Below are 18419 nucleotides of genomic sequence, written 5' to 3' on the forward strand. Positions count from 1 at the left end.
GGCCCAGGCCGCGCTGGAGACACCATGGCGCCGCGCAAGGCCCTGCGGCGCAGCGCGGGCGAGGGGGGCGTGCCGACCGCGAAACCCTCCGTTCCGTGGGCGCGCGGCCAAAAAAAAGCCCGGTGGATACCGGGCTTTAAAAGGATCCCTGAAACGGGGGTTTCGAGAGGATCCAAGGAGACAACTGGTGCGTGGAGCGCAAGGGCCCGACGCGTGATCGGATTATCCGGGTTTTCCCGGACCGTGGCCTAGAGTCGGGACTCCAGACCGCGGCAGGGCTTAGCGCTTGCGCGGAGCGGCCGTCTTGGCGGCGTTCGCTGCCGTGCTGGCCACGGCGTTGAAGTTGGCTTCGGCCACATCGGAGGCCTGCTTGACGGCCTTTTGCACCGATTCAAACGCGTTGTTGGCGGCCGAGACGGCGCTCTTCATCACGGCCACGGCGGTTTCGGAACCGGCGGGGGCATTCTTAGCGGCGCTGTCCACCAGGTTGGTGAACGCCTTCTGGGCGTCAGCGGCCTGGGTTTCGAAAGCCTTGCCAAATTCAGCGCCGGTACCGGAGGCGATGTCATACAGGTGGCGGCTGTAGGCAGCGGTCTTTTCAGCCAGGGGCTGGAACAGGCCGGCTTGCAGGGCCAGGAGTTCTTGCGCGTCCTTCACGCCCAGCACGGCTTGTGCGTGGTTCGAGGCTTCGGACAGGGCAGCGCGCGAGGCGGTCACGTTCAGCTCGACGAGCTTTTCCACGCCTTCGAAGGCCTTGGTGGTCAGGCCAAACAGCGTTTCGATGTTGGCTTTGTGGGAGGCCAGGATTTGTTCAGCGGTCAGCGTCATGTCATCTCTCCTAAGGATGGTGCTCCGCAGCGGAGCGAGGTGGTTCTACAGACAACTGCCCTGTACTGATCAAGTCATGTTGCAGTGCAGCATGGGGCGAATTCTAGGGCGTTGCGCAGGCATTGCAAGGGGTTTTTGTTGCGCTGCAGCAAATTAGGGGTGCGGCCCCAGAACGCCCCCGCCGGCCACAATCGTGTCATGCATGCCTACTACGCAGACCATTTCGTGCTGCCGCTGCCCGAAGGCCACCGCTTTCCGATGGCCAAGTACCGGCTGCTGCGCGACGCGATCGTGCAGCACCTGCCGCAGGTGACGCTGTGCGCCGCGCCCGCAGCGACTGACCACGAACTGGCGACGGTTCACACGCGGCATTACATCGACGCGGTGGCCGAGGGCACCCTCGCGCCGGCCGCGCAGCGCGAGATCGGCTTTCCCTGGAGCGAGGCCATGGCCGAGCGCGCCCGCCGTTCCGTGGGCGCCACCCTGGCCGCGAGCCGGGACGCACTGCAGCGCGGGATTGCCGGCAGCCTGGCGGGCGGCACGCACCATGCCTATGCCGACAAGGGCAGCGGCTTTTGCGTGTTCAACGACGTGGCGGTGGCCGCGCGGCAGATGCAGCGGGAGCAGGGCCGGGCGGCTGGCGCGCGGCGCGGCGCCGTCCCGCTGGCCGTGGCGGTGATCGACCTGGATGTGCACCAGGGCAATGGCACGGCCCACATCTTCAGCGAGGACCACAGCGTGTTCACCCTGTCGCTGCACGGCGCGCGCAATTTCCCGTTCCGCAAGGAGGCCAGCGACCTGGACTGCGAGCTGCCCGACGGCTGCGGCGACGCGCACTACCTGCAGGTGCTGGAGCAGGCGCTGGACACCCTGGAGCAGCAGTTCGCCCCGCAGTTCCTCCTGTACCTGGCGGGCGCCGATCCGCACCAGGGCGACCGCCTCGGGCGGCTGTCCCTCACCCACGACGGGCTGGAAGCGCGGGACCGGCGCGTGTTCGACTGGGCGTGGCAGCGGCGCATTCCGCTGGCGTTCGTGATGGCTGGCGGCTACGGGCGCGATCTTGCGGACACCGTGCAGGCCCAGCTCACCACCTGGCGGGTCGCGCTGGAATACCACCGCCGCTGGCAGAATGCCCGGCCATGACTTCCTCCGCCCCCACCGGCCGTCCGGCCCCGCAGCCGCGCAGCGCCTACCGCGCGTTTCGTTCCATCAGCACCCGCTGGGCCGACAACGACGTGTATGGCCATGTCAACAATGTCGTGTACTACAGCTGGTTTGATACGGCGGTGAACGCCCACCTGATCGACCAGGGCGTGCTGGAGATCCACGCCGGGGGCACCATTGGCCTGGTCATCGAGACCCAGTGCAACTACTTTGCCCCGCTGGCGTTCCCGCAGACCGTGGAGGCCGGCATCCGGGTGGCGCGCCTGGGGGGCTCCAGCGTGCGCTACGAGGTGGGGCTGTTTGCGCAAGGCGAACCGATGACGGCCGCCGCAGGCCATTTCATCCATGTGTATGTGGACCGCGCCACCCGCCGGCCCGTGCCGGTGCCGGAGGCCCTGCGCTCCGTGCTGCAGGCCCTGGTGGTGCCGGGCTGAGACACCGGTCAAGGGACGGGCTGGAACGCGGTCTGAAACGCGGGCGGCCCCGCGCCGCCGCGCCGTGGCTGAACCCGGGCTGACGCCGTGGCGGCTGCACGGCGCGGCCGGCGCCGATGGCCTACACTTTGCGGCTTCGCTGCCCCGGCCGCGGCCCACCCGCCTGCTCCTGCGCCCGCCCTGCCCATGATCATTACCAGCCTGCTCGACACCGACCTGTACAAGTTCACCATGATGCAGGTGGTGCTGCACCAGTTTCCCAGCGCGCAGGTGGAATACAAGTTCAAGTGCCGCAATCCCGGCGTGCAGCTGGCGCCGTTTGCCAACGAGATCCGTGACGAGATCCGCTCGCTGTGCAGCCTGCAGTTCCAGGATGCCGAGCTGGCCTACCTGCGCTCGCTGCGCTTCATCAAGAGCGATTTCGTGGACTTTCTGGGGCTCTTCAAGCTCAACGAGAAGTACATCACGCTCACGCCCCAGCACAACGGCGAAATCGACATCACCATCCGGGGGCCGTGGCTGCACACGATCCTGTTTGAAATCCCCGTGCTGGCCATCGTCAACGAGGTCTATTTCCGCAACACGCAGAAGGTGCCCGACTTTCCGGAGGGCCGCCGGCGGCTGGACGAGAAGATCGCGCTGCTGCAGGGCGAGGGCCTGTCGGACCTGAAGATTGCCGACTACGGTACGCGCCGCCGGTTTTCGCGCGCGTGGCACGAGGAGGTGCTGCGTGTGCTGGTGGCGCGCCTGGGCACGGGCGACCGCCGCCCCGGCGCGCCGGCCGGCCCTGGCCAGTTCGCCGGCACCAGCAACGTGCTCTACGCGATGAAGCTCGGCGTCACCCCGCTGGGCACCATGGCGCACGAATACCTGCAGGCCTGCCAGGCCCTGGGCCCGCGCCTGCGCGACAGCCAGGTGTTCGGCTTCGAGATGTGGGCCAAGGAATACCGCGGCGACCTGGGCATTGCCCTGTCGGACGTCTACGGCATGAGCGCCTTCCTGCGCGATTTCGACCTGTACTTCTGCAAGCTCTTCGACGGGGCGCGCCACGACAGCGGCGATCCGTTTGCCTGGGGCGAGCGGCTGCTGGACCACTACCGCAAGAACCGGGTCGACCCACTGACCAAGACCCTGATCTTCAGCGACGCGCTCACCGTGCCGCGCACCATCGAGCTGTACCAGCAATTCCGCGGCCGGTGCCAGCTGGCGTTCGGCATAGGCACCAACCTGACCAACGACCTGGGTAGCCCGCCCGCGCACGAGCCTCTGCAGGTGGTGATCAAGATGACGCGTTGCAACGGCCAGCCGGTGGCCAAGCTCTCGGACACCCCGGGCAAAGGCATGTGCGACGACGAGAAGTACCTGGCCTACCTGCGACAGGTGTTCGAGATCCCTTCGCCCGCCTGAAGCGCGGCGCGGCGCACCCGGGGCCGGGGCGCACTGTTTTTTGACCCAGAGACGGAGACAACGACCATGAAGATTTCGCGTGGGCTGGCGGGGGCCGGCCTTCTCGCCCTGCTGCCGGGCCTGGCGCAGGCGGCCGACATCGACGGCAGCACGCTGTCGGTGCTGTGGGGCGTGCCATTTGCAGGCATCCTGCTGTCCATCGCGCTGATGCCGCTGCTGGCGCCGATCTTCTGGCACCACCACTTCGGCAAGGTGGCCGCGGGCTGGGCGCTCGCGTTCCTGCTGCCTTTCGCCGTCGCCTTCGGGCCGGGCGCCGCGGGCGCGAGCTTCCTGCATGCGCTGGTGGCCGAGTACCTTCCCTTCGTGATCCTGCTGACGGCGCTGTTCACGGTGGCGGGGGGCATCTACATCCGCGGCAACCTGCACGGCAGCCCGCTGCTGAACACGGCCATCCTGGCCATTGGCGCCGTGCTGGCGAGCTTCATGGGCACGACCGGGGCGTCCATGCTGATGATCCGCCCGCTGATCCGTGCCAACGACAACCGCAAGCACGTGGCGCACGTGGTCGTGTTCTTCATCTTCATCGTCTCCAACGCGGGCGGCTCGCTCACCCCGCTGGGCGACCCGCCGCTGTTCCTGGGCTTCCTCAAGGGCGTGGACTTCTTCTGGACGGTGGGGCACATCCTGCCGGAAACGCTGTTCCTGGTGGGCGTGCTGCTGGCCCTGTTCTTCGCGCTGGATTCCTGGTACTACCACCGCCGCGAAGAACTGCTCAAGACCGACCCCACGCCCGACACTCCTGCCATAGGCTTCGACGGCAAGGCCAACTTCGCGCTGCTGGGCGTGGTGGTGGCGCTGGTGCTGATGAGCGGGCTCTGGAAGTCGCCGGTGTCGTTCACGGTCGCGGGTGCCGAAGTCGGCCTGCCCGGCATCATGCGCGACGCGGGGCTGATCCTGGTCACCCTCGTGTCGCTGGCCGTCACGCCGCGGCAGGTGCACGAGGACAACCAGTTCAGCTGGGGCCCCATGCAGGAGGTGGCCAAGCTGTTCGCCGGCATCTTCCTCACCATCATTCCCGTCATCGCCATGCTCAAGGCGGGCGTGAACGGCCCGTTCGGCGCCATCGTGTCGGCCGTGACCCGCGCGGACGGATCCCCCGACCCGGCCATGTACTTCTGGGCTGCGGGGGCGCTCAGCTCGTTCCTGGACAACGCGCCCACCTACCTGGTGTTCTTCAACACCGCGGGCGGCGACCCGGCCGTGCTCATGACCACCCTGGCGCCCACGCTTGCGGCCATCTCGGCGGGCTCGGTGTTCATGGGCGCCAACAGCTACATCGGCAACGCGCCCAACATGATGGTCAAGGCCATCGCGGAGGACCGCGGCGTGAAGATGCCCAGCTTCTTCGGCTACATGCTGTGGTCGGGCGGGATTCTGGTGCCGCTCTTCATCGTCATGACTTTCATCTGGTTTAGATAGCTCGGCGGCCACTGGCTTGGACCACGCCAGGTTCATAGGCGGGCGTGCCTTGCGAATAGTTTGGAGATTCAAGACTCATGAGCAAACCCCGCATCCTGGTCGCCCGCGCGATCTTCCCCGACATCGTGGACCGCCTGCGCCAGCATTTCGACGTGGAGGACAACCCCGGCGACGTCATCTGGACGCCCGCCGAGCTGGCTGCGCGCCTGGCCGACAAGGACGGTGCGCTGACCACCGGCAGCCAGCGCATCGACGCGGCGCTGCTGTCGGCGGCGCCGCGCCTGAAGATCGTGGCCAACATGGCCGTGGGCTACAACAACTTCGACGTGGACGCCATGACCGCCGCCGGCGTGCAGGGCACCAACACGCCCGATGTGCTGACCGAGACCACGGCCGACTTCGGCTTTGCCCTGCTGATGGCCACGGCCCGCCGCATGACCGAGAGCGAGCATTACCTGCGCGCCGGAAAGTGGACCAAGTGGAGCTACGACATGTTCGCCGGCAGCGACATCCACGGCAGCACGCTGGGCATCATCGGCATGGGCCGCATCGGGCAGGGCATCGCCCGGCGCGGCGCGCACGGCTTCGGCATGAAGGTGGTCTACCACAACCGCTCGCGCCTGGCGCCCGCGCTGGAGGCCGAATGCAAGGCCACCTACGTGGGCAAAGAGGAACTGCTGCGCACCGCCGACCATGTGGTGCTGGTGGTGCCCTATACCCCGGAATCGCACCACACCATCGGCGCAGCCGAGCTGGCGCTGATGAAGCCCACGGCCACGCTGGTCAACATTGCGCGCGGCGGCATCGTGGACGACGCCGCCCTGGCCGTGGCGCTGCGCGAAGGCCGCATCGCCGCCGCGGGGCTGGATGTGTTCGAGGGCGAGCCGCAGGTCCACCCCGGCCTGCTCACCGTGCCCAACGTCGTGCTCACGCCCCACATCGCCAGCGCCACGGTGCCCACGCGCCGCGCCATGGCCGGCCTGGCCGCGGACAACCTGGTTGCGTTCTTTGACGGGCGCGGCCCGCTCACGCCGGTGAACCAGCCGGCGCGCACCTGATCGCCGTAAAGGAACAGCATGGAAGAAGAGGTTGAAGACCGTCCGGTGGATGTGGATGATCCCGCTGTACCGCAGGCTGTGCGGACGGCCGTGCGCGCCGTCATGCAACCGGGCGACGTACTGTGGCGTTGCCCTCGTTTGTCGGCACCCCGCGGCATGCTCGGGGTGGTGGGAATCGGGCGCCGTGATCTGGTGATTGAATGGTGGCTGATGAGCCAGGATGGCGATTTGATTGACGCTTTCTGGGAAAAGTAGCTTGTCGAGCGGCATGGCTGATCGCTGAGATATTTCAATTTTCTTTTTTGGAAAAATTGCCTGACTAGCGACCTACCTCAGACGCTTTCTCTTCCCCACCCGTTCGGGCTGAGCCTGTCGAAGCCTTGCCCGCACGCTGCAAGCCCTGGCTTCGACAGGCTCAGCCCGAACGGATGGAGTGGTATCTGAGACAAGTAACTAATCAGGTAAAAATGGCCTCTAGAGCCTATGCAGAAAGCGCTAGCAGCTATCAAAATAATAGTGAATTTACCTTGACGACCGATACCCTTGTTCTGCTGGCTGGCGTGGTGCTGGTTCTTGTGCTGCTGGTGCTGCTCCTGCTGCGCCGGCCCCGCGTGGACCTGCCGCCCGAATGGCTGGCCCGCCTGCAGGTGCTGGAGCGCACCGTCCAGGCGACCCAGCTGGCAGTGGCCAAGAACGACGGGGCGCTGGACGGCATGGGCCAGCAGCTGCGGGCCTTCACGCAGACCACGCAGACCACGCAGGAGGGGCTGCGCCACGCGGTCGACGAGCGCCTGGCGCAAGCGGTGGCCGAATCGCGCAACGGCCGCGCCGAACTGCTGGCGGCCTTTGGCGTCTTTGAGGCGCGGCTGGAGCAGCGCCTCGCAGCGCTGGACGCCGCCACGCGCCAGACGCTCGATTCGCTCAAGGGCGACACCCATGCGCAGCTGGGCACCATGTCGCAAGCGCTCAAGGACCAGCTCGAAGCCAACGGCACGCAGATCAGGAACCAGTTTGCCGTGCTGCAGGACGCGGTTTCCCAGCAGCTTGCCGGCATGGTGCAGGGCAGCCAGCAGAACGCCGAGCAGCTGCGCGCCGCGCTCAACGAGCGGCTGGCCGCCATCCAGGCCGACAACGCCACCAAGCTGGAGGAAATGCGCCGCACGGTGGACGAAAAGCTCCACGCCACCCTGGAGCAGCGCCTGGGCGAATCGTTCAAGCTGGTGAGCGACCGGCTGGAGCAGGTGCACAAGGGCCTGGGCGAGATGCAGACCCTGGCCGGCAGCGTGGGCGACCTGAAGCGCGTGATGACCAACGTGAAGTCGCGCGGCACCTGGGGCGAGATGCAGCTGGGTGCGATCATCGACAACGTGCTCACGCCCGAGCAATACGCCCGCAACGTGAAGACCGTGCCGGGCAGCGACGAACTGGTCGAGTTCGCCATCCGCCTGCCCGGCAAGCGCGACGAGCAGCCCGTGTGGCTGCCCATCGACTCCAAGTACCCGGTGGAGCAATACCAGCGCCTGCTGGACGCGCAGGACGCCGCGGACAAGGTGGCCATCGTGGCGGCGGGCAATGCCTTCGAGACCTCCATCAAGCTCGAGGCCCGCAAGATCTTCGCCAAGTACGTCTCGCCGCCGTACACCACCGACTTCGCGGTGCTGTACCTGCCCACCGAAGGCCTGTTTGCCGAGGTGATCCGACGCCCCGGCCTGGTGGAGGCCGTGCAGAACGACTGCCGCGTGATGATCACCGGCCCGGCCAATCTGGCGGCCATGCTCAGCAGCCTGCAGATGGGCTTCAAGACGCTGGCGATCGAGAAGCGCTCGTCCGAGGTGTGGGGCCTGCTGGGCACGGTGAAGACCGAGTTCGCCAAGTTCGGCGACGTGGTGGAGGCGACCAAGAAGTCCATCGACGCCGCCGCCAAGAAGTTTGACGAGGTGGGCGTGCGCACCCGCGCCATCCAGCGCAAGCTGCGCGACGTGCAGGAGCTGCCGGCGCCCCAGGCCGGGGCGGCCGCCGTGCCGCAGCCGGGCGGCGGCGCGTCCGCGCTGCCCGGCATGGACGCAGAGGACGACGCGCCGTGACCGCCACGCTGGCCCGCCTGATCGCCGGCCAGGTCTGCGTGCACGCCAGCATGGCGGGCCTGCGGCTGGCCGCGCCGCTGTGGGCACTGCGGGAGGGGTACAGCGCCGCGGCGGTGGGCCTGCTGGTGGCGCTGTTTGCGCTGACCCAGGTGTTCCTGGCGCTGCCCGCGGGCCGCTATGCGGACCGGCGGGGCCTGCGCCGGCCGGTGGGCGGCGCCGTGGCCGCCACCTGCCTGGGCGCCGGGCTGGCTGCCGCGTGGCCGGTCTTCCCGGTCATGTGCCTGGCTGCGTTGCTGGCGGGCGGTGCTTCCGGCGCCGTCATCATTGCCGTGCAGCGCCACGCCGGGCGGGCCGTGCACGATGCCACGGAGCTCAAGCGGGTGTTCAGCTGGCTGTCCATCGGCCCGGCGGTGTCCAATTTCATCGGCCCGTTTGCCGCGGGGCTGGTCATCGACCATGCGGCCGGCGCGCCCGGCAGCCTGCAGGGCTACCGCGCCGCCTTCGTGCTGCTGGCGGTGCTGCCCCTGCTGGGGTGGTGGGCCGTGCGGGGCGTGCCGGAGCTTCCGCCCGCGCCAGCGGCCGCCACCGCGGGCGACGGACCCCGGCGGGCCTGGGACCTGCTGCAGGACGCGCCGTTCCGGCGCCTGCTGATCGTCAACTGGATGATCTCCTCGTGCTGGGATGTGCACGCGTTTGCCGTGCCGTTGCTGGGCCACGAGCGCGGACTGTCGGCGGCCGTCATCGGCACCATCTTTGGCGCGTTTGCCGTGGCGGCGACGTTGGTCCGCGTGCTGATGCCGTTCGTGGCGGGCCGGCTGCGCGAACAGGCCGTGATGGCGGGGGCGCTGGTGGCCACGGCCGTGCTCTTTGGCGTGTATCCGTGGCTGGGCAGCGCCTGGGCCATGGGGCTGTGCTCGGTGCTGCTGGGCCTGGTGCTGGGCACGGGGCAGCCCATGGTGATGAGCCTGCTGCACCAGATCACGCCGCACCACCGCCAGGGCGAGGCGCTCGGCCTGCGGCTCATGGCCATCAATGCGTCCAGCGTGCTCATGCCGCTGCTGTTCGGGTCCGCCGGCGCGGTGGTGGGGGTCAACGGCCTGTTCTGGGCGGTGGGCGCGCTCAGCGGCCTGGGCGCACGGCTGGCCTGGCGGATCGCGGGGCGGTAGTTGGTGCCCGCCGGTCCCGGCGGGCCGGGGGCGGCGTCAGAGCTGGTAGAACGCCTTGATCAGCTTCCAGGCTTCCTCGGGGTCATCGGTGTAGTGGAACAGGCCCAGGTCCTGCTGCGAGATGGTGCCTTCCTCGACCAGCACGTCGAAGTTGATCAGGCGCTTCCAGTAGTCCGTGCCGAACAGCACGATGGGCACCGGCTTGGCCTTGCCGGTCTGTACCAGGGTCAGCACCTCGAACAGCTCGTCCAGCGTGCCAAAGCCGCCCGGGAAGGCCACCAGCGCCTTGGCACGCATCATGAAGTGCATCTTGCGCAGCGCGAAGTAGTGGAACTTGAAGCTCAGCGAGGGCGAGATGAAGCGGTTGCCGCTTTGCTCATGGGGCAGGGCGATGTTCAGGCCCACGTTCAGCGCGCCAGCGTCGTGGGCGCCGCGGTTGGCGGCCTCCATGATGCCGGGGCCGCCGCCGGTGCAGATGTAGATGCGGTCGGCCGGGCGCTGGCGTTCGCTGTATTCGGCCACCAGCTTGGCGAACTGCCGGGCCAGGTCGTAATAGCGGGCGTTGCGCACCGCCAGCCGCGCGCGCACCAGGCGCACTTCGTCGCCGCTGGCTTCGGCCTCGGCCAGCTGGGCCGCGGCTTCGTCGGGCGCCACAAAGCGGGCGCTGCCGTAGACCACCACGGTGTTCTCGATGCCTTGCTCGGCCTGGCCCAGGTCGGGCTTGAGCATCTCCAGCTGAAAGCGGATGCCGCGTGTCTCGCGGCGGAACAGGAACTCGGGGTCGGCAAAGGCAAGGCGGTAGGCGTCGGCGTGCAGCGGGTTGCCGTTGGTGGCGTGGTTGTGCAGTTCCGCCCAGGCATCGGCCAGGCGGCGTTCGTTCAGTTGGGTGTTGGCGTCCATGGGAGGCTTTGAAAGGAAATCAGTCGGGGCAGGGGCGCGGGGCGGGCCGGCACTGCGGGGGCCTGGCACCGGGCTATAAGCATAAAAAATGCCCGGGGCGCAAGTCTATCAAGCGCGAGATGCTATGAATAGTGAAGCGGTCTGGATGCCGAGCGCCGTGAGGCACAGCGACCCGAACAGGTGGAGTGCCGCCGTGCCCAGGGCCAGGGCGTAGCGCTGGGCCATCAGCATTTCGACTACTTCGGCCGAGAAGCTGGAGAACGTGGTGAGTGCGCCCAGGAACCCGGTCACCAGCGCAAGGCGCCAGAGCGGGTCGATCTGCGGCAGGGCGTGGAAGAGGGCCACGCACAGGCCGACGAGATAGCCCCCGACCAGGTTGGCGGCCACGGTGCCCCAGGGGATCAGGCCGCCGGGGCTGAGCCACAGCCCCAGGCGCCAGCGCGCCAGCGCGCCCACGCAGGCACCCAGGCAAATGGCAAGAACGTTCAGCATCACGGCATTGTCGCGCAACGACGCCGGTCCGCGGGCGGCACCGGAGCCGGGCTTTTCAGCGCGCCGCCATCTGCTGGGGCAGCCAGGTCACGATGGCGGGGAACAGGTAGATCAGGGCCACGGCGCCGCACATGAGCAGGAACATGGGCAGCGCGACCTTGGCAATCCACGGCAGCTGGCGGCCCGTCATGCCTTGCAGCACGAAGAGGTTGAATCCCACGGGCGGGGTGATCTGCGCCATTTCCACGACCAGCACGATGAAGATGCCGAACCAGATGGTGTCGATGCCCGCGGCCTGCACCGTGGGCATGAGCACGCCCATGGTCAGCACCACCATGGAGATGCCGTCGAGGAAGCAGCCCAGCACGATGTAGAACACCGCCAGCGCCACGATGAGCTGCGCCTGGTTCAGGCCCAGGGAGGCGATCCACTCCGCAAGGTGGCGTGGCAACCCGATATAGCCCATGGACAGCGTGAGGAACGCCGCGCCCGCCAGGATCAGCGCGATCATGCAGTACAGGCGCGTGGCGCCCATCAGCGATTCCTTGAAGGTGCTCCAGTTCATGGAGCCCTGCACGGCCGACAGCACCAGCGAGCCCACCACCCCCACCGCAGCTGCTTCGGTGGCCGTGGCGAAGCCGGTGTAGATGCTGCCCAGCACGGCCGCGATGAGCAGCACCACGGGGATGAGGCTGCGCGACTCGGACAGCTTCTGCGCCAGCGTCATGCGCATGTCCGCGGCGGGCACCTGTTCGGGATGGCGCAAGGCCCAGACCATGATGTAGCCCGAGAACAGCGCGGCCAGCAGCACGCCTGGCAGCACGCCGGCAATGAACAGCTGCGAGATGGACACCTCGGCCGACACGCCGTAGACGATCATGATGATGGAGGGCGGGATCAGCAGGCCCAGCGTGCTCGCGCCCGCCAGCGTGCCCACCACCATGTGCTCGGGGTAGCCGCGGCGCGTCAGCTCGGGCAGCGTCATCTTGCCGATGGTGGCGCAGGTGGCGGCACTCGACCCCGACACCGCCGCAAAGATGGTGCAGCCCACCACATTGGTGTGCAGCAGCCGCCCCGGCAGGGCCTGCACCCAGGGCGCCAGGCCCTTGAACATGTCCTGCGACAGCCGGGTGCGGAACAGGATCTCGCCCATCCAGATGAACAGGGGCAGGGCGGTGAGCGTCCAGCTGGAGGCGCTGCCCCAGATCGTCACCGCCATGGCATCGCCCGCGGGGCGCGAGGAGAACAGCTGCATGCCGATCCAGGCCACGCCCGAAAGGGTCAGCCCGATCCACACGCCGCTGCCCAGGATCAGGAACAGCGAAAGGACCAGCAGTCCGGTAATGGCAAGGTCACTCATGGGGACGTCCGGTAGGTCGAAAGGTCTATTCGTTGCGCAGGGCTTCGCCCGGCGCGGCCTGGGCGCGCCGGCCCAGCAGCTCCAGCACCAGCTCGTCGACAAAGGCGATGGCGAGGATCACCGTGCCGACGGCCATGGCGATCTGCGGAATCCACAGCGGCGTGGCGTCGCTGCTGGTGGAGATGTCGTGGAATTCAAGCGACTGCCACGCCAGCTTGCAGCTGTACACCGCGAACAGCGCGGCCAGCAGCGTGGCGATGGCCAGGGCCCACACCTCGAAGGCCTTCTTGGCGCCGCCCTTGAGGAAGTTCAGCAGCAGCGTCACGCGGATGTGCTCGCCGCGCTTGAGCGTGTGGGCCAGCGCCAGAAAGCCGGACGCGGCCATCAGGTAGCCGGCATACGCGTCGGTGCCCGGCACGTGGAAGTGGAACTGCCGGCTGGCAATGGACAGCAGCACCATGCCCAGCAGCCCGACCATGAAAAGCGCCGCCAGGGCGGCGGCGCTGTCGTACAGAAAGTCCAGCAGACGGCGCATTTGCGTGGGTGCCCGGGCTTACTTGCGGTAGGCGTCGATCAGGGCCTTGCCTTCGGGGCCGGCCTTGTCCAGCCACTCCTTGAGCATGGTGTCGCCCACCTTGGCCATGTCGGCCTTCAGGGCTGCGGGCGGGGCCTCCACGGCCATGCCGTTGGCCTTGAGCTTGGCCACGGTGTCCGTGTTGACCTTGGCGCTGGCGGCCCAGCCGCGCGCCTCGGCGTCGGCGCCGGCCTTGAGCAGGGCGTCCTTCAGCGGTTTGTCCAGCGCGTCAAACGCCTTCTTGTTCACCAGCACGGCGTTCTTGGGCAGCCAGGCCTGGGTGTCGTAGTAGTACTTGAGGTGCTCGTACAGCTTGCTGTCCACACCCGTGGCGCCAGAGGTCATGGTCGATTCGACCACCCCCGTGGCCAGCGCCTGCGAGAACTCGGCCGCCTGCACCGTCACGGGCTGGGCACCCACCAGTTCGGCAATGCGGGCCGTGGCGGGGCTGTAGGCGCGCCACTTGATGCCCTTGAGGTCGGCAGCAGAGGTCAGTGCCTTCTTGGTGTAGATGCCTTGCGGCGGCCATGCCACGGCGTAGAGCAGCACCATGCCTTGCTCGGCCAGCTTCTTTTCCAGGAAAGGCTTCTGCGCGGCATAGAGCTTCTTGGACGCGTCGTAGCTGTCCGCCAGGAAGGGCAGGCCGTCCACGCCGAAGAGCTGCCATTCGTTCTGGAAGTTTGCCAGCAGGATCTCGCCCATCTGGGCCTGGCCGCCTTGCACCGCGCGCTTGATTTCGGGCGCCTTGAACAGGGCTGCGTTGGCGTGCACCGTGATCTTGAGCTTGCCGCCCGTGGCCTTGTCCACGTCGTTGGCCAGCTGCACCATGTTCTCGGTGTGGAAGTTGGTGGCCGGGTAGGCGGCCGCCAGGTCCCATTTGGTCTGTGCAAACGCCGAACCGGCGGACAGGCCCAGGGCCAGTGCCACGCCCAATGCCGTGACGGGGAAGATGCGACGACGCTTCATGGAGACTCCACAGTGGGTTGGTTGAGGGACAAAACGATATGTAAGCAATGTATCGGAGGCGGGCCGTTTGCGGCATAGGTAGTTGCCTCAATGTCGACAAATTACCGACAAATTATTATCAACATGCCTACAATGCGGCGCATGCACATCCTGTGCCAGCCCGCGCGCCAGCGGAGTCGAGGATGATCAAACCTGTGGCCAAGAACCCTTCCGATACCGTGCCCATCGTGTCCTCCGCGCACCTCGTGTCGGCCCAGAGCGCCGAGATGAGCGAGTTCGAGTTCGGCCTCATCGTGGCGGGCAACGCCTTCCACCGCTGGGTGGTGCACTGCATGGCCGCGGCCGGGCTCAAGGACCTGATGCCGCTCGATGTGCTCGTGCTGCACCACGTCACGCACCGCGCGCGCGACAAGCGTCTGGCGGACATCTGCTTCATCATGAACGTGGAAGACACGCACCTGGTGAACTACTCGCTGAAAAAGCTGCAGAACCTGGGCGTGGTCGCCTCGCACAAGAACGGCAAGGAAGTGACCTACGCCGCCACGGATCTTGGCCGCAGCTACGTGCAGCGCTACCGCGAAATCCGCGAGAGCTGCCTGATCGATGCCCTCAACGCCGACGACGCGCTGAACAAGGACATTGGCGAGCTGGCGCGATTGCTGCGTGTGCTCTCGGGCATATACGACCAGGCGGCACGCTCGGCAGCCTCGCTGTAGCCGCGCAGGAAAAATTTCAATCAAATATGACTGCAGCGCTTGATGGTCAAGCGCAAGCAGCTATCAAAAACAGAGTAAATCCATGACGGAACCCCTCGCTTCCCCCCCCCGCTGGCAATTCTGGATCGACCGGGGCGGCACCTTCACCGATGTGGTGGGCAAGCGCCCGGACGGCACCCTGGTCACGCACAAGCTGCTGTCGGAGAACCCCGAGCAGTACAAGGACGCGGCCGTGGCCGGCATCCGCCACCTGCTGGGCCTCAAGCCTGGCGAACCGGTGACGCCGGAGATGGTGGAGTGCGTGAAGATGGGCACCACCGTGGCCACCAACGCGCTGCTGGAGCGCAAGGGCGAGCCCACGCTGCTCATCACCACGCAGGGTTTCAAGGACGCGCTGCGCATTGCGTACCAGAACCGCCCGCGCCTGTTTGACCGCCACATCGTGCTGCCCGAGCTGCTGTACGAGCGCGTGATCGAGGCGCAGGAGCGCATGGGCGCGCACGGCGAGGTGATCGAGCCGCTGGACGAAGCGCATTTGAAGGAACGCCTGTGGGCCGCTTACGACGCGGGCCTGCGCAGCGCGGCCATCGTGTTCATGCACGGCTACCGCTATACCGCGCACGAAGAGGCGGCGGCCCGCATCGCGCGGCAGATCGGCTTCACGCAGGTGAGCGCATCGCACGCCACCAGCCCCATGATGAAGCTGGTGAGCCGGGGCGACACCACCGTGGTGGACGCGTACCTCTCGCCCATCCTGCGCCGCTACGTGGACCAGGTGGCGAGCGAAATGCCGGGGGTGAAGCTGTTCTTCATGCAGTCTTCCGGCGGCCTGACCGATGCCCAGGTGTTCCAGGGCAAGGACGCGATCTTGAGCGGCCCCGCAGGCGGCATCGTCGGCATGGCGCGCACCGCAGGCCTTGCAGGGCACGACAAGGTCATCGGCTTTGACATGGGCGGCACCAGCACCGACGTGAGCCACTATGCGGGCGAGTTCGAGCGCGAGTTCGAGACGCAGGTGGCTGGCGTGCGCATGCGCGCGCCCATGATGAGCATCCACACCGTGGCGGCCGGTGGCGGCTCCATCCTCGGCTTTGACGGCGCACGCTTCCGCGTCGGCCCCGAGAGCGCGGGCGCCAACCCCGGCCCCGCCAGCTACCGCCGGGGCGGCCCGTTGGCCGTGACCGATGCGAACGTGATGGTGGGCAAGATCCAGCCCGCGCATTTCCCCAAGGTGTTTGGCCATGCGGCCAATGAGGCACTCGATGGCGATGCGGTAGCGCAGAAGTTTGGTGACCTGGCCGCGCAAACGGGCCGTAGCGCCGAGGATGTGGCCCACGGCTTTATCCAGATCGCCGTGCAGCAGATGGCCAATGCCATCAAGAAGATCAGCGTGGCGCGCGGGTATGACGTGACGCGCTACACGCTGCAGTGTTTTGGCGGCGCGGGCGGCCAGCATGCGTGTTTGGTGGCTGATGCATTGGGCATGACCCGCGTGTTCGTGCACCCGCTGGCGGGCGTGCTGAGCGCCTACGGCATGGGCCTGGCGGACCAGAACGTGATCCGCGAACAGGCCGTGGAAACCAAGCTGGTGCCCGACGCACTCGCGGGCATCGAAGCCACCCTGGAGCAACTGGCCACCACCGCCCGCACCGAGCTGGAGCGCCAGCAGGTGGGCGCAGGCACAGCCGTGGTGCACCGCCGCGTGCATGTGCGTTACGAGGGGAGCGACTCCGCGCTCATCGTGCCGTTCGGCTCGCTGGCCGAAATCACCGCAGGGTTTGAAGCCGCCTACCGCCAGCGCTTTGCCTTCCTGATGCAGGGCAAGGGCTTGGTGGTGGAAGCCGTATCGGTCGAGGCCGTGGTGCCCGGCGATGCCCCCGTGGAGCCGCGCCACGCGCTGCAGCCCGCCCGCGAGGTGCCGCGCCGCAGCACCGTGCGCATGTACACCGGCGGCGTGGACGGCGTGCCCGCCTGGCACGACGCGGCATTGGTGGTGCGCGAGGACCTGCGCCCCGGCGATGTGATCCCCGGCCCGGCCATCATTGCCGAGAAGAACGCCACCACCGTCGTTGAGCCCGGCTGGGAGGCCGCGCTGACCGAGCTGGACCACCTGCTGCTCAACCGCCGTGTGGCGCGGGCTGTACAGCATGCCGTGGGCACCACGGTGGACCCGGTGCTGCTGGAGGTGTTCAACAACCTGTTCATGAACATTGCCGAGCAGATGGGCCTGCAGCTGCAGAACACGGCGTACTCGGTGAACATCAAGGAGCGGCTGGACTTCAGCTGCGCGCTGTTCGATGCCGAGGGCAACCTGATCGCCAATGCGCCGCACATGCCCGTGCACCTGGGCTCGATGGGCGAGAGCATCAAGACCGTGATCCGCGAGAACGCGGGCCGCATGCAGCCCGGCGATGTGTTCGTGCTCAACGACCCGTACCACGGCGGTACCCACCTGCCGGACATCACCGTCATCACGCCGGTCTACATTGCCGATGAAGCGACACCTACGTTCTATGTGGGCAGCCGCGGCCACCACGCCGATGTGGGCGGCACCACGCCGGGATCGATGCCGCCGTTCTCCACGCGCATCGAGGAAGAGGGCGTGCAGATCAACAACGTGAAGCTGGTGGAGCGCGGTGTGCTGCGCGAGGCGGAGATGATTGCGCTGCTGGAAAGCGGCGAATACCCCAGCCGCAACCCGCAGCAGAACATGGCGGACCTGCGCGCGCAGATCGCAGCGAACGAGAAGGGCCAGCAGGAGCTGCGCCGCATGGTGGCCGAGTTTGGGTTGGACGTGGTGCAGGCCTACATGCGCCATGTGCAGGACAACGCCGAAGAGTCGGTGCGTCGTGTGATCACGCAGCTCAAGGACGGGCAGTTCACCCTGCCGCTGGACAACGGCGCGCAGATCAGCGTGGCCGTCAAGGTGGACGCAGCAAGCCGCAGCGCCACCATCGACTTCACCGGCACCAGCCCGCAGCAGACCAACAACTTCAACGCGCCCACGGCGGTGTGCATGGCGGCGGTGCTGTACGTGTTCCGCACGCTGGTCGATGACGACATTCCGCTGAACGCCGGATGCCTGAAGCCGCTCAAGGTCATCATCCCGCCCGGCAGCATGCTCAACCCGAACCCGCCGGCGTCGGTGGTGGCGGGCAATGTGGAGACCTCCACCTGCATCACCAATGCGCTGTACGGCGCGCTGGGCCTGATGGCGGCGGGGCAGTGCACCATGAACAACTTCACCTTTGGCAGCACGCGCTACCAGTACTACGAGACCATCTCGGGCGGCAGCGGCGCGGGCGGCGTGTGGGATGCCGATGGGAAATTGGTGGGCGGGTTTGACGGCACCAGCGTCGTGCAGTGCCACATGACCAACTCGCGCCTGACGGACCCCGAGGTGCTGGAGTTCCGCTTTCCGGTGCGGCTGGAGGGCTATGCCATCCGCAAGGGCTCGGGCGGCGCGGGGCGGTGGAAGGGCGGCGACGGCGGCGTGCGCCGCGTGCGCTTCCTGGAGCCGATGACGGCCAGCATCTTGTCCAACGGCCGCCACCACGGCGCCTTCGGCATGGCCGGCGGCCAGCCGGGCGCGGTGGGCATCAACAAGGTGGTGCGCAGCGACGGCCGCGTGGAGCTGCTGGACCACATCGGCCAGGCCGAGATGCAGCCGGGCGACGTGTTCGAGATCCACACGCCGGGCGGTGGCGGATTTGGAAGCTGATGGAGTGCCGAGGGGGTTGACAGTGCGCAGGTGGGTGGACTCTGAATAAAACTTGCCTCTAGCGCTTATC

The 18419-nt window shown here is 67.5% G+C and carries 16 protein-coding genes; 10 read left to right on the forward strand and 6 right to left on the reverse strand.

Annotated elements, in window-relative coordinates; all coding sequences use genetic code 11:
- Positions 1–279: 279 nt before the first annotated feature.
- Positions 280–828, reverse strand: coding sequence for a phasin family protein (locus ACOYR3_RS11065; protein ID WP_422846461.1), 549 nt, complete (start codon positions 826–828; stop codon positions 280–282).
- Between the two features lie 198 nt (positions 829–1026).
- On the opposite strand from ACOYR3_RS11065, the gene ACOYR3_RS11070 reads away from it, so the two are divergent.
- The 8 genes from ACOYR3_RS11070 to ACOYR3_RS11105 all read left to right on the forward strand — a co-directional run bounded on the left by ACOYR3_RS11070 (position 1027) and on the right by ACOYR3_RS11105 (position 9620).
- Entirely contained in the window at positions 1027–1971 is a 945-nt protein-coding gene (locus ACOYR3_RS11070; protein WP_422846462.1) for a histone deacetylase, read from the forward strand.
- On the forward strand, positions 1968–2426 hold the full coding sequence (locus tag ACOYR3_RS11075; protein ID WP_422846463.1) for an acyl-CoA thioesterase: 459 nt from the start codon (positions 1968–1970) through the stop codon (positions 2424–2426). The genes ACOYR3_RS11070 and ACOYR3_RS11075 overlap by 4 nt, the downstream gene beginning before the upstream one ends.
- Before the next feature lie 186 nt (positions 2427–2612).
- A complete protein-coding gene (gene pncB, locus ACOYR3_RS11080; RefSeq protein ID WP_422846464.1) occupies positions 2613–3833 on the forward strand; it encodes a nicotinate phosphoribosyltransferase in 1221 nt (406 codons plus the stop codon).
- 66 nt (positions 3834–3899) lie between these two features.
- A complete protein-coding gene (locus ACOYR3_RS11085; protein WP_422846465.1) occupies positions 3900–5312 on the forward strand; it encodes a sodium:proton antiporter in 1413 nt (470 codons plus the stop codon).
- 77 nt (positions 5313–5389) lie between these two features.
- Entirely contained in the window at positions 5390–6370 is a 981-nt protein-coding gene (locus ACOYR3_RS11090; RefSeq protein WP_422846466.1) for a 2-hydroxyacid dehydrogenase, read from the forward strand.
- Between the two features lie 18 nt (positions 6371–6388).
- On the forward strand, positions 6389–6625 hold the full coding sequence (locus tag ACOYR3_RS11095) for a hypothetical protein (RefSeq protein WP_422846467.1): 237 nt from the start codon (positions 6389–6391) through the stop codon (positions 6623–6625).
- 272 nt (positions 6626–6897) lie between these two features.
- Positions 6898–8454, forward strand: coding sequence for a DNA recombination protein RmuC (gene rmuC, locus ACOYR3_RS11100; RefSeq protein WP_422846468.1), 1557 nt, complete (start codon positions 6898–6900; stop codon positions 8452–8454).
- On the forward strand, positions 8451–9620 hold the full coding sequence (locus ACOYR3_RS11105) for an MFS transporter (RefSeq protein ID WP_422846469.1): 1170 nt from the start codon (positions 8451–8453) through the stop codon (positions 9618–9620). The genes rmuC and ACOYR3_RS11105 overlap by 4 nt, the downstream gene beginning before the upstream one ends.
- Before the next feature lie 36 nt (positions 9621–9656).
- Here the strand turns inward: ACOYR3_RS11105 and ACOYR3_RS11110 are convergent, their stop codons facing one another.
- The 5 genes from ACOYR3_RS11110 to ACOYR3_RS11130 all read right to left on the reverse strand — a co-directional run bounded on the left by ACOYR3_RS11110 (position 9657) and on the right by ACOYR3_RS11130 (position 13912).
- Positions 9657–10520 (reverse strand): TIGR00730 family Rossman fold protein, encoded by an 864-nt coding sequence (locus tag ACOYR3_RS11110; protein ID WP_422846470.1) that lies wholly within the window; start codon positions 10518–10520, stop codon positions 9657–9659.
- Positions 10521–10628: 108 nt separating this feature from the next.
- Positions 10629–11012, reverse strand: a complete 384-nt coding sequence (gene crcB / locus ACOYR3_RS11115) for a fluoride efflux transporter CrcB (protein ID WP_422846471.1) — start codon at positions 11010–11012, stop codon at positions 10629–10631.
- Between the two features lie 55 nt (positions 11013–11067).
- Entirely contained in the window at positions 11068–12372 is a 1305-nt protein-coding gene (locus ACOYR3_RS11120; protein WP_422846472.1) for a TRAP transporter large permease, read from the reverse strand.
- 25 nt (positions 12373–12397) lie between these two features.
- Positions 12398–12907: a TRAP transporter small permease gene (locus ACOYR3_RS11125; RefSeq protein ID WP_422846473.1), complete on the reverse strand. Its 510-nt coding sequence runs from the start codon at positions 12905–12907 to the stop codon at positions 12398–12400.
- A gap of 18 nt (positions 12908–12925) precedes the next feature.
- Positions 12926–13912 carry a TRAP transporter substrate-binding protein gene (locus tag ACOYR3_RS11130; RefSeq protein ID WP_422846474.1) on the reverse strand — a complete coding sequence of 329 codons (987 nt, stop codon included), beginning with the start codon at positions 13910–13912 and terminating at the stop codon, positions 12926–12928.
- Between the two features lie 182 nt (positions 13913–14094).
- Between ACOYR3_RS11130 and ACOYR3_RS11135 the strand changes: the two genes are divergently transcribed.
- On the forward strand, positions 14095–14628 hold the full coding sequence (locus ACOYR3_RS11135) for a winged helix DNA-binding protein (RefSeq protein WP_422846475.1): 534 nt from the start codon (positions 14095–14097) through the stop codon (positions 14626–14628).
- Between the two features lie 82 nt (positions 14629–14710).
- Positions 14711–18349, forward strand: coding sequence for a hydantoinase B/oxoprolinase family protein (locus ACOYR3_RS11140; protein ID WP_422846476.1), 3639 nt, complete (start codon positions 14711–14713; stop codon positions 18347–18349).
- Positions 18350–18419 lie beyond the last annotated feature (70 nt).

Source organism: Acidovorax sp. M2(2025), from assembly GCF_049330835.1.
GTDB lineage: Bacteria > Pseudomonadota > Gammaproteobacteria > Burkholderiales > Burkholderiaceae_C > Acidovorax.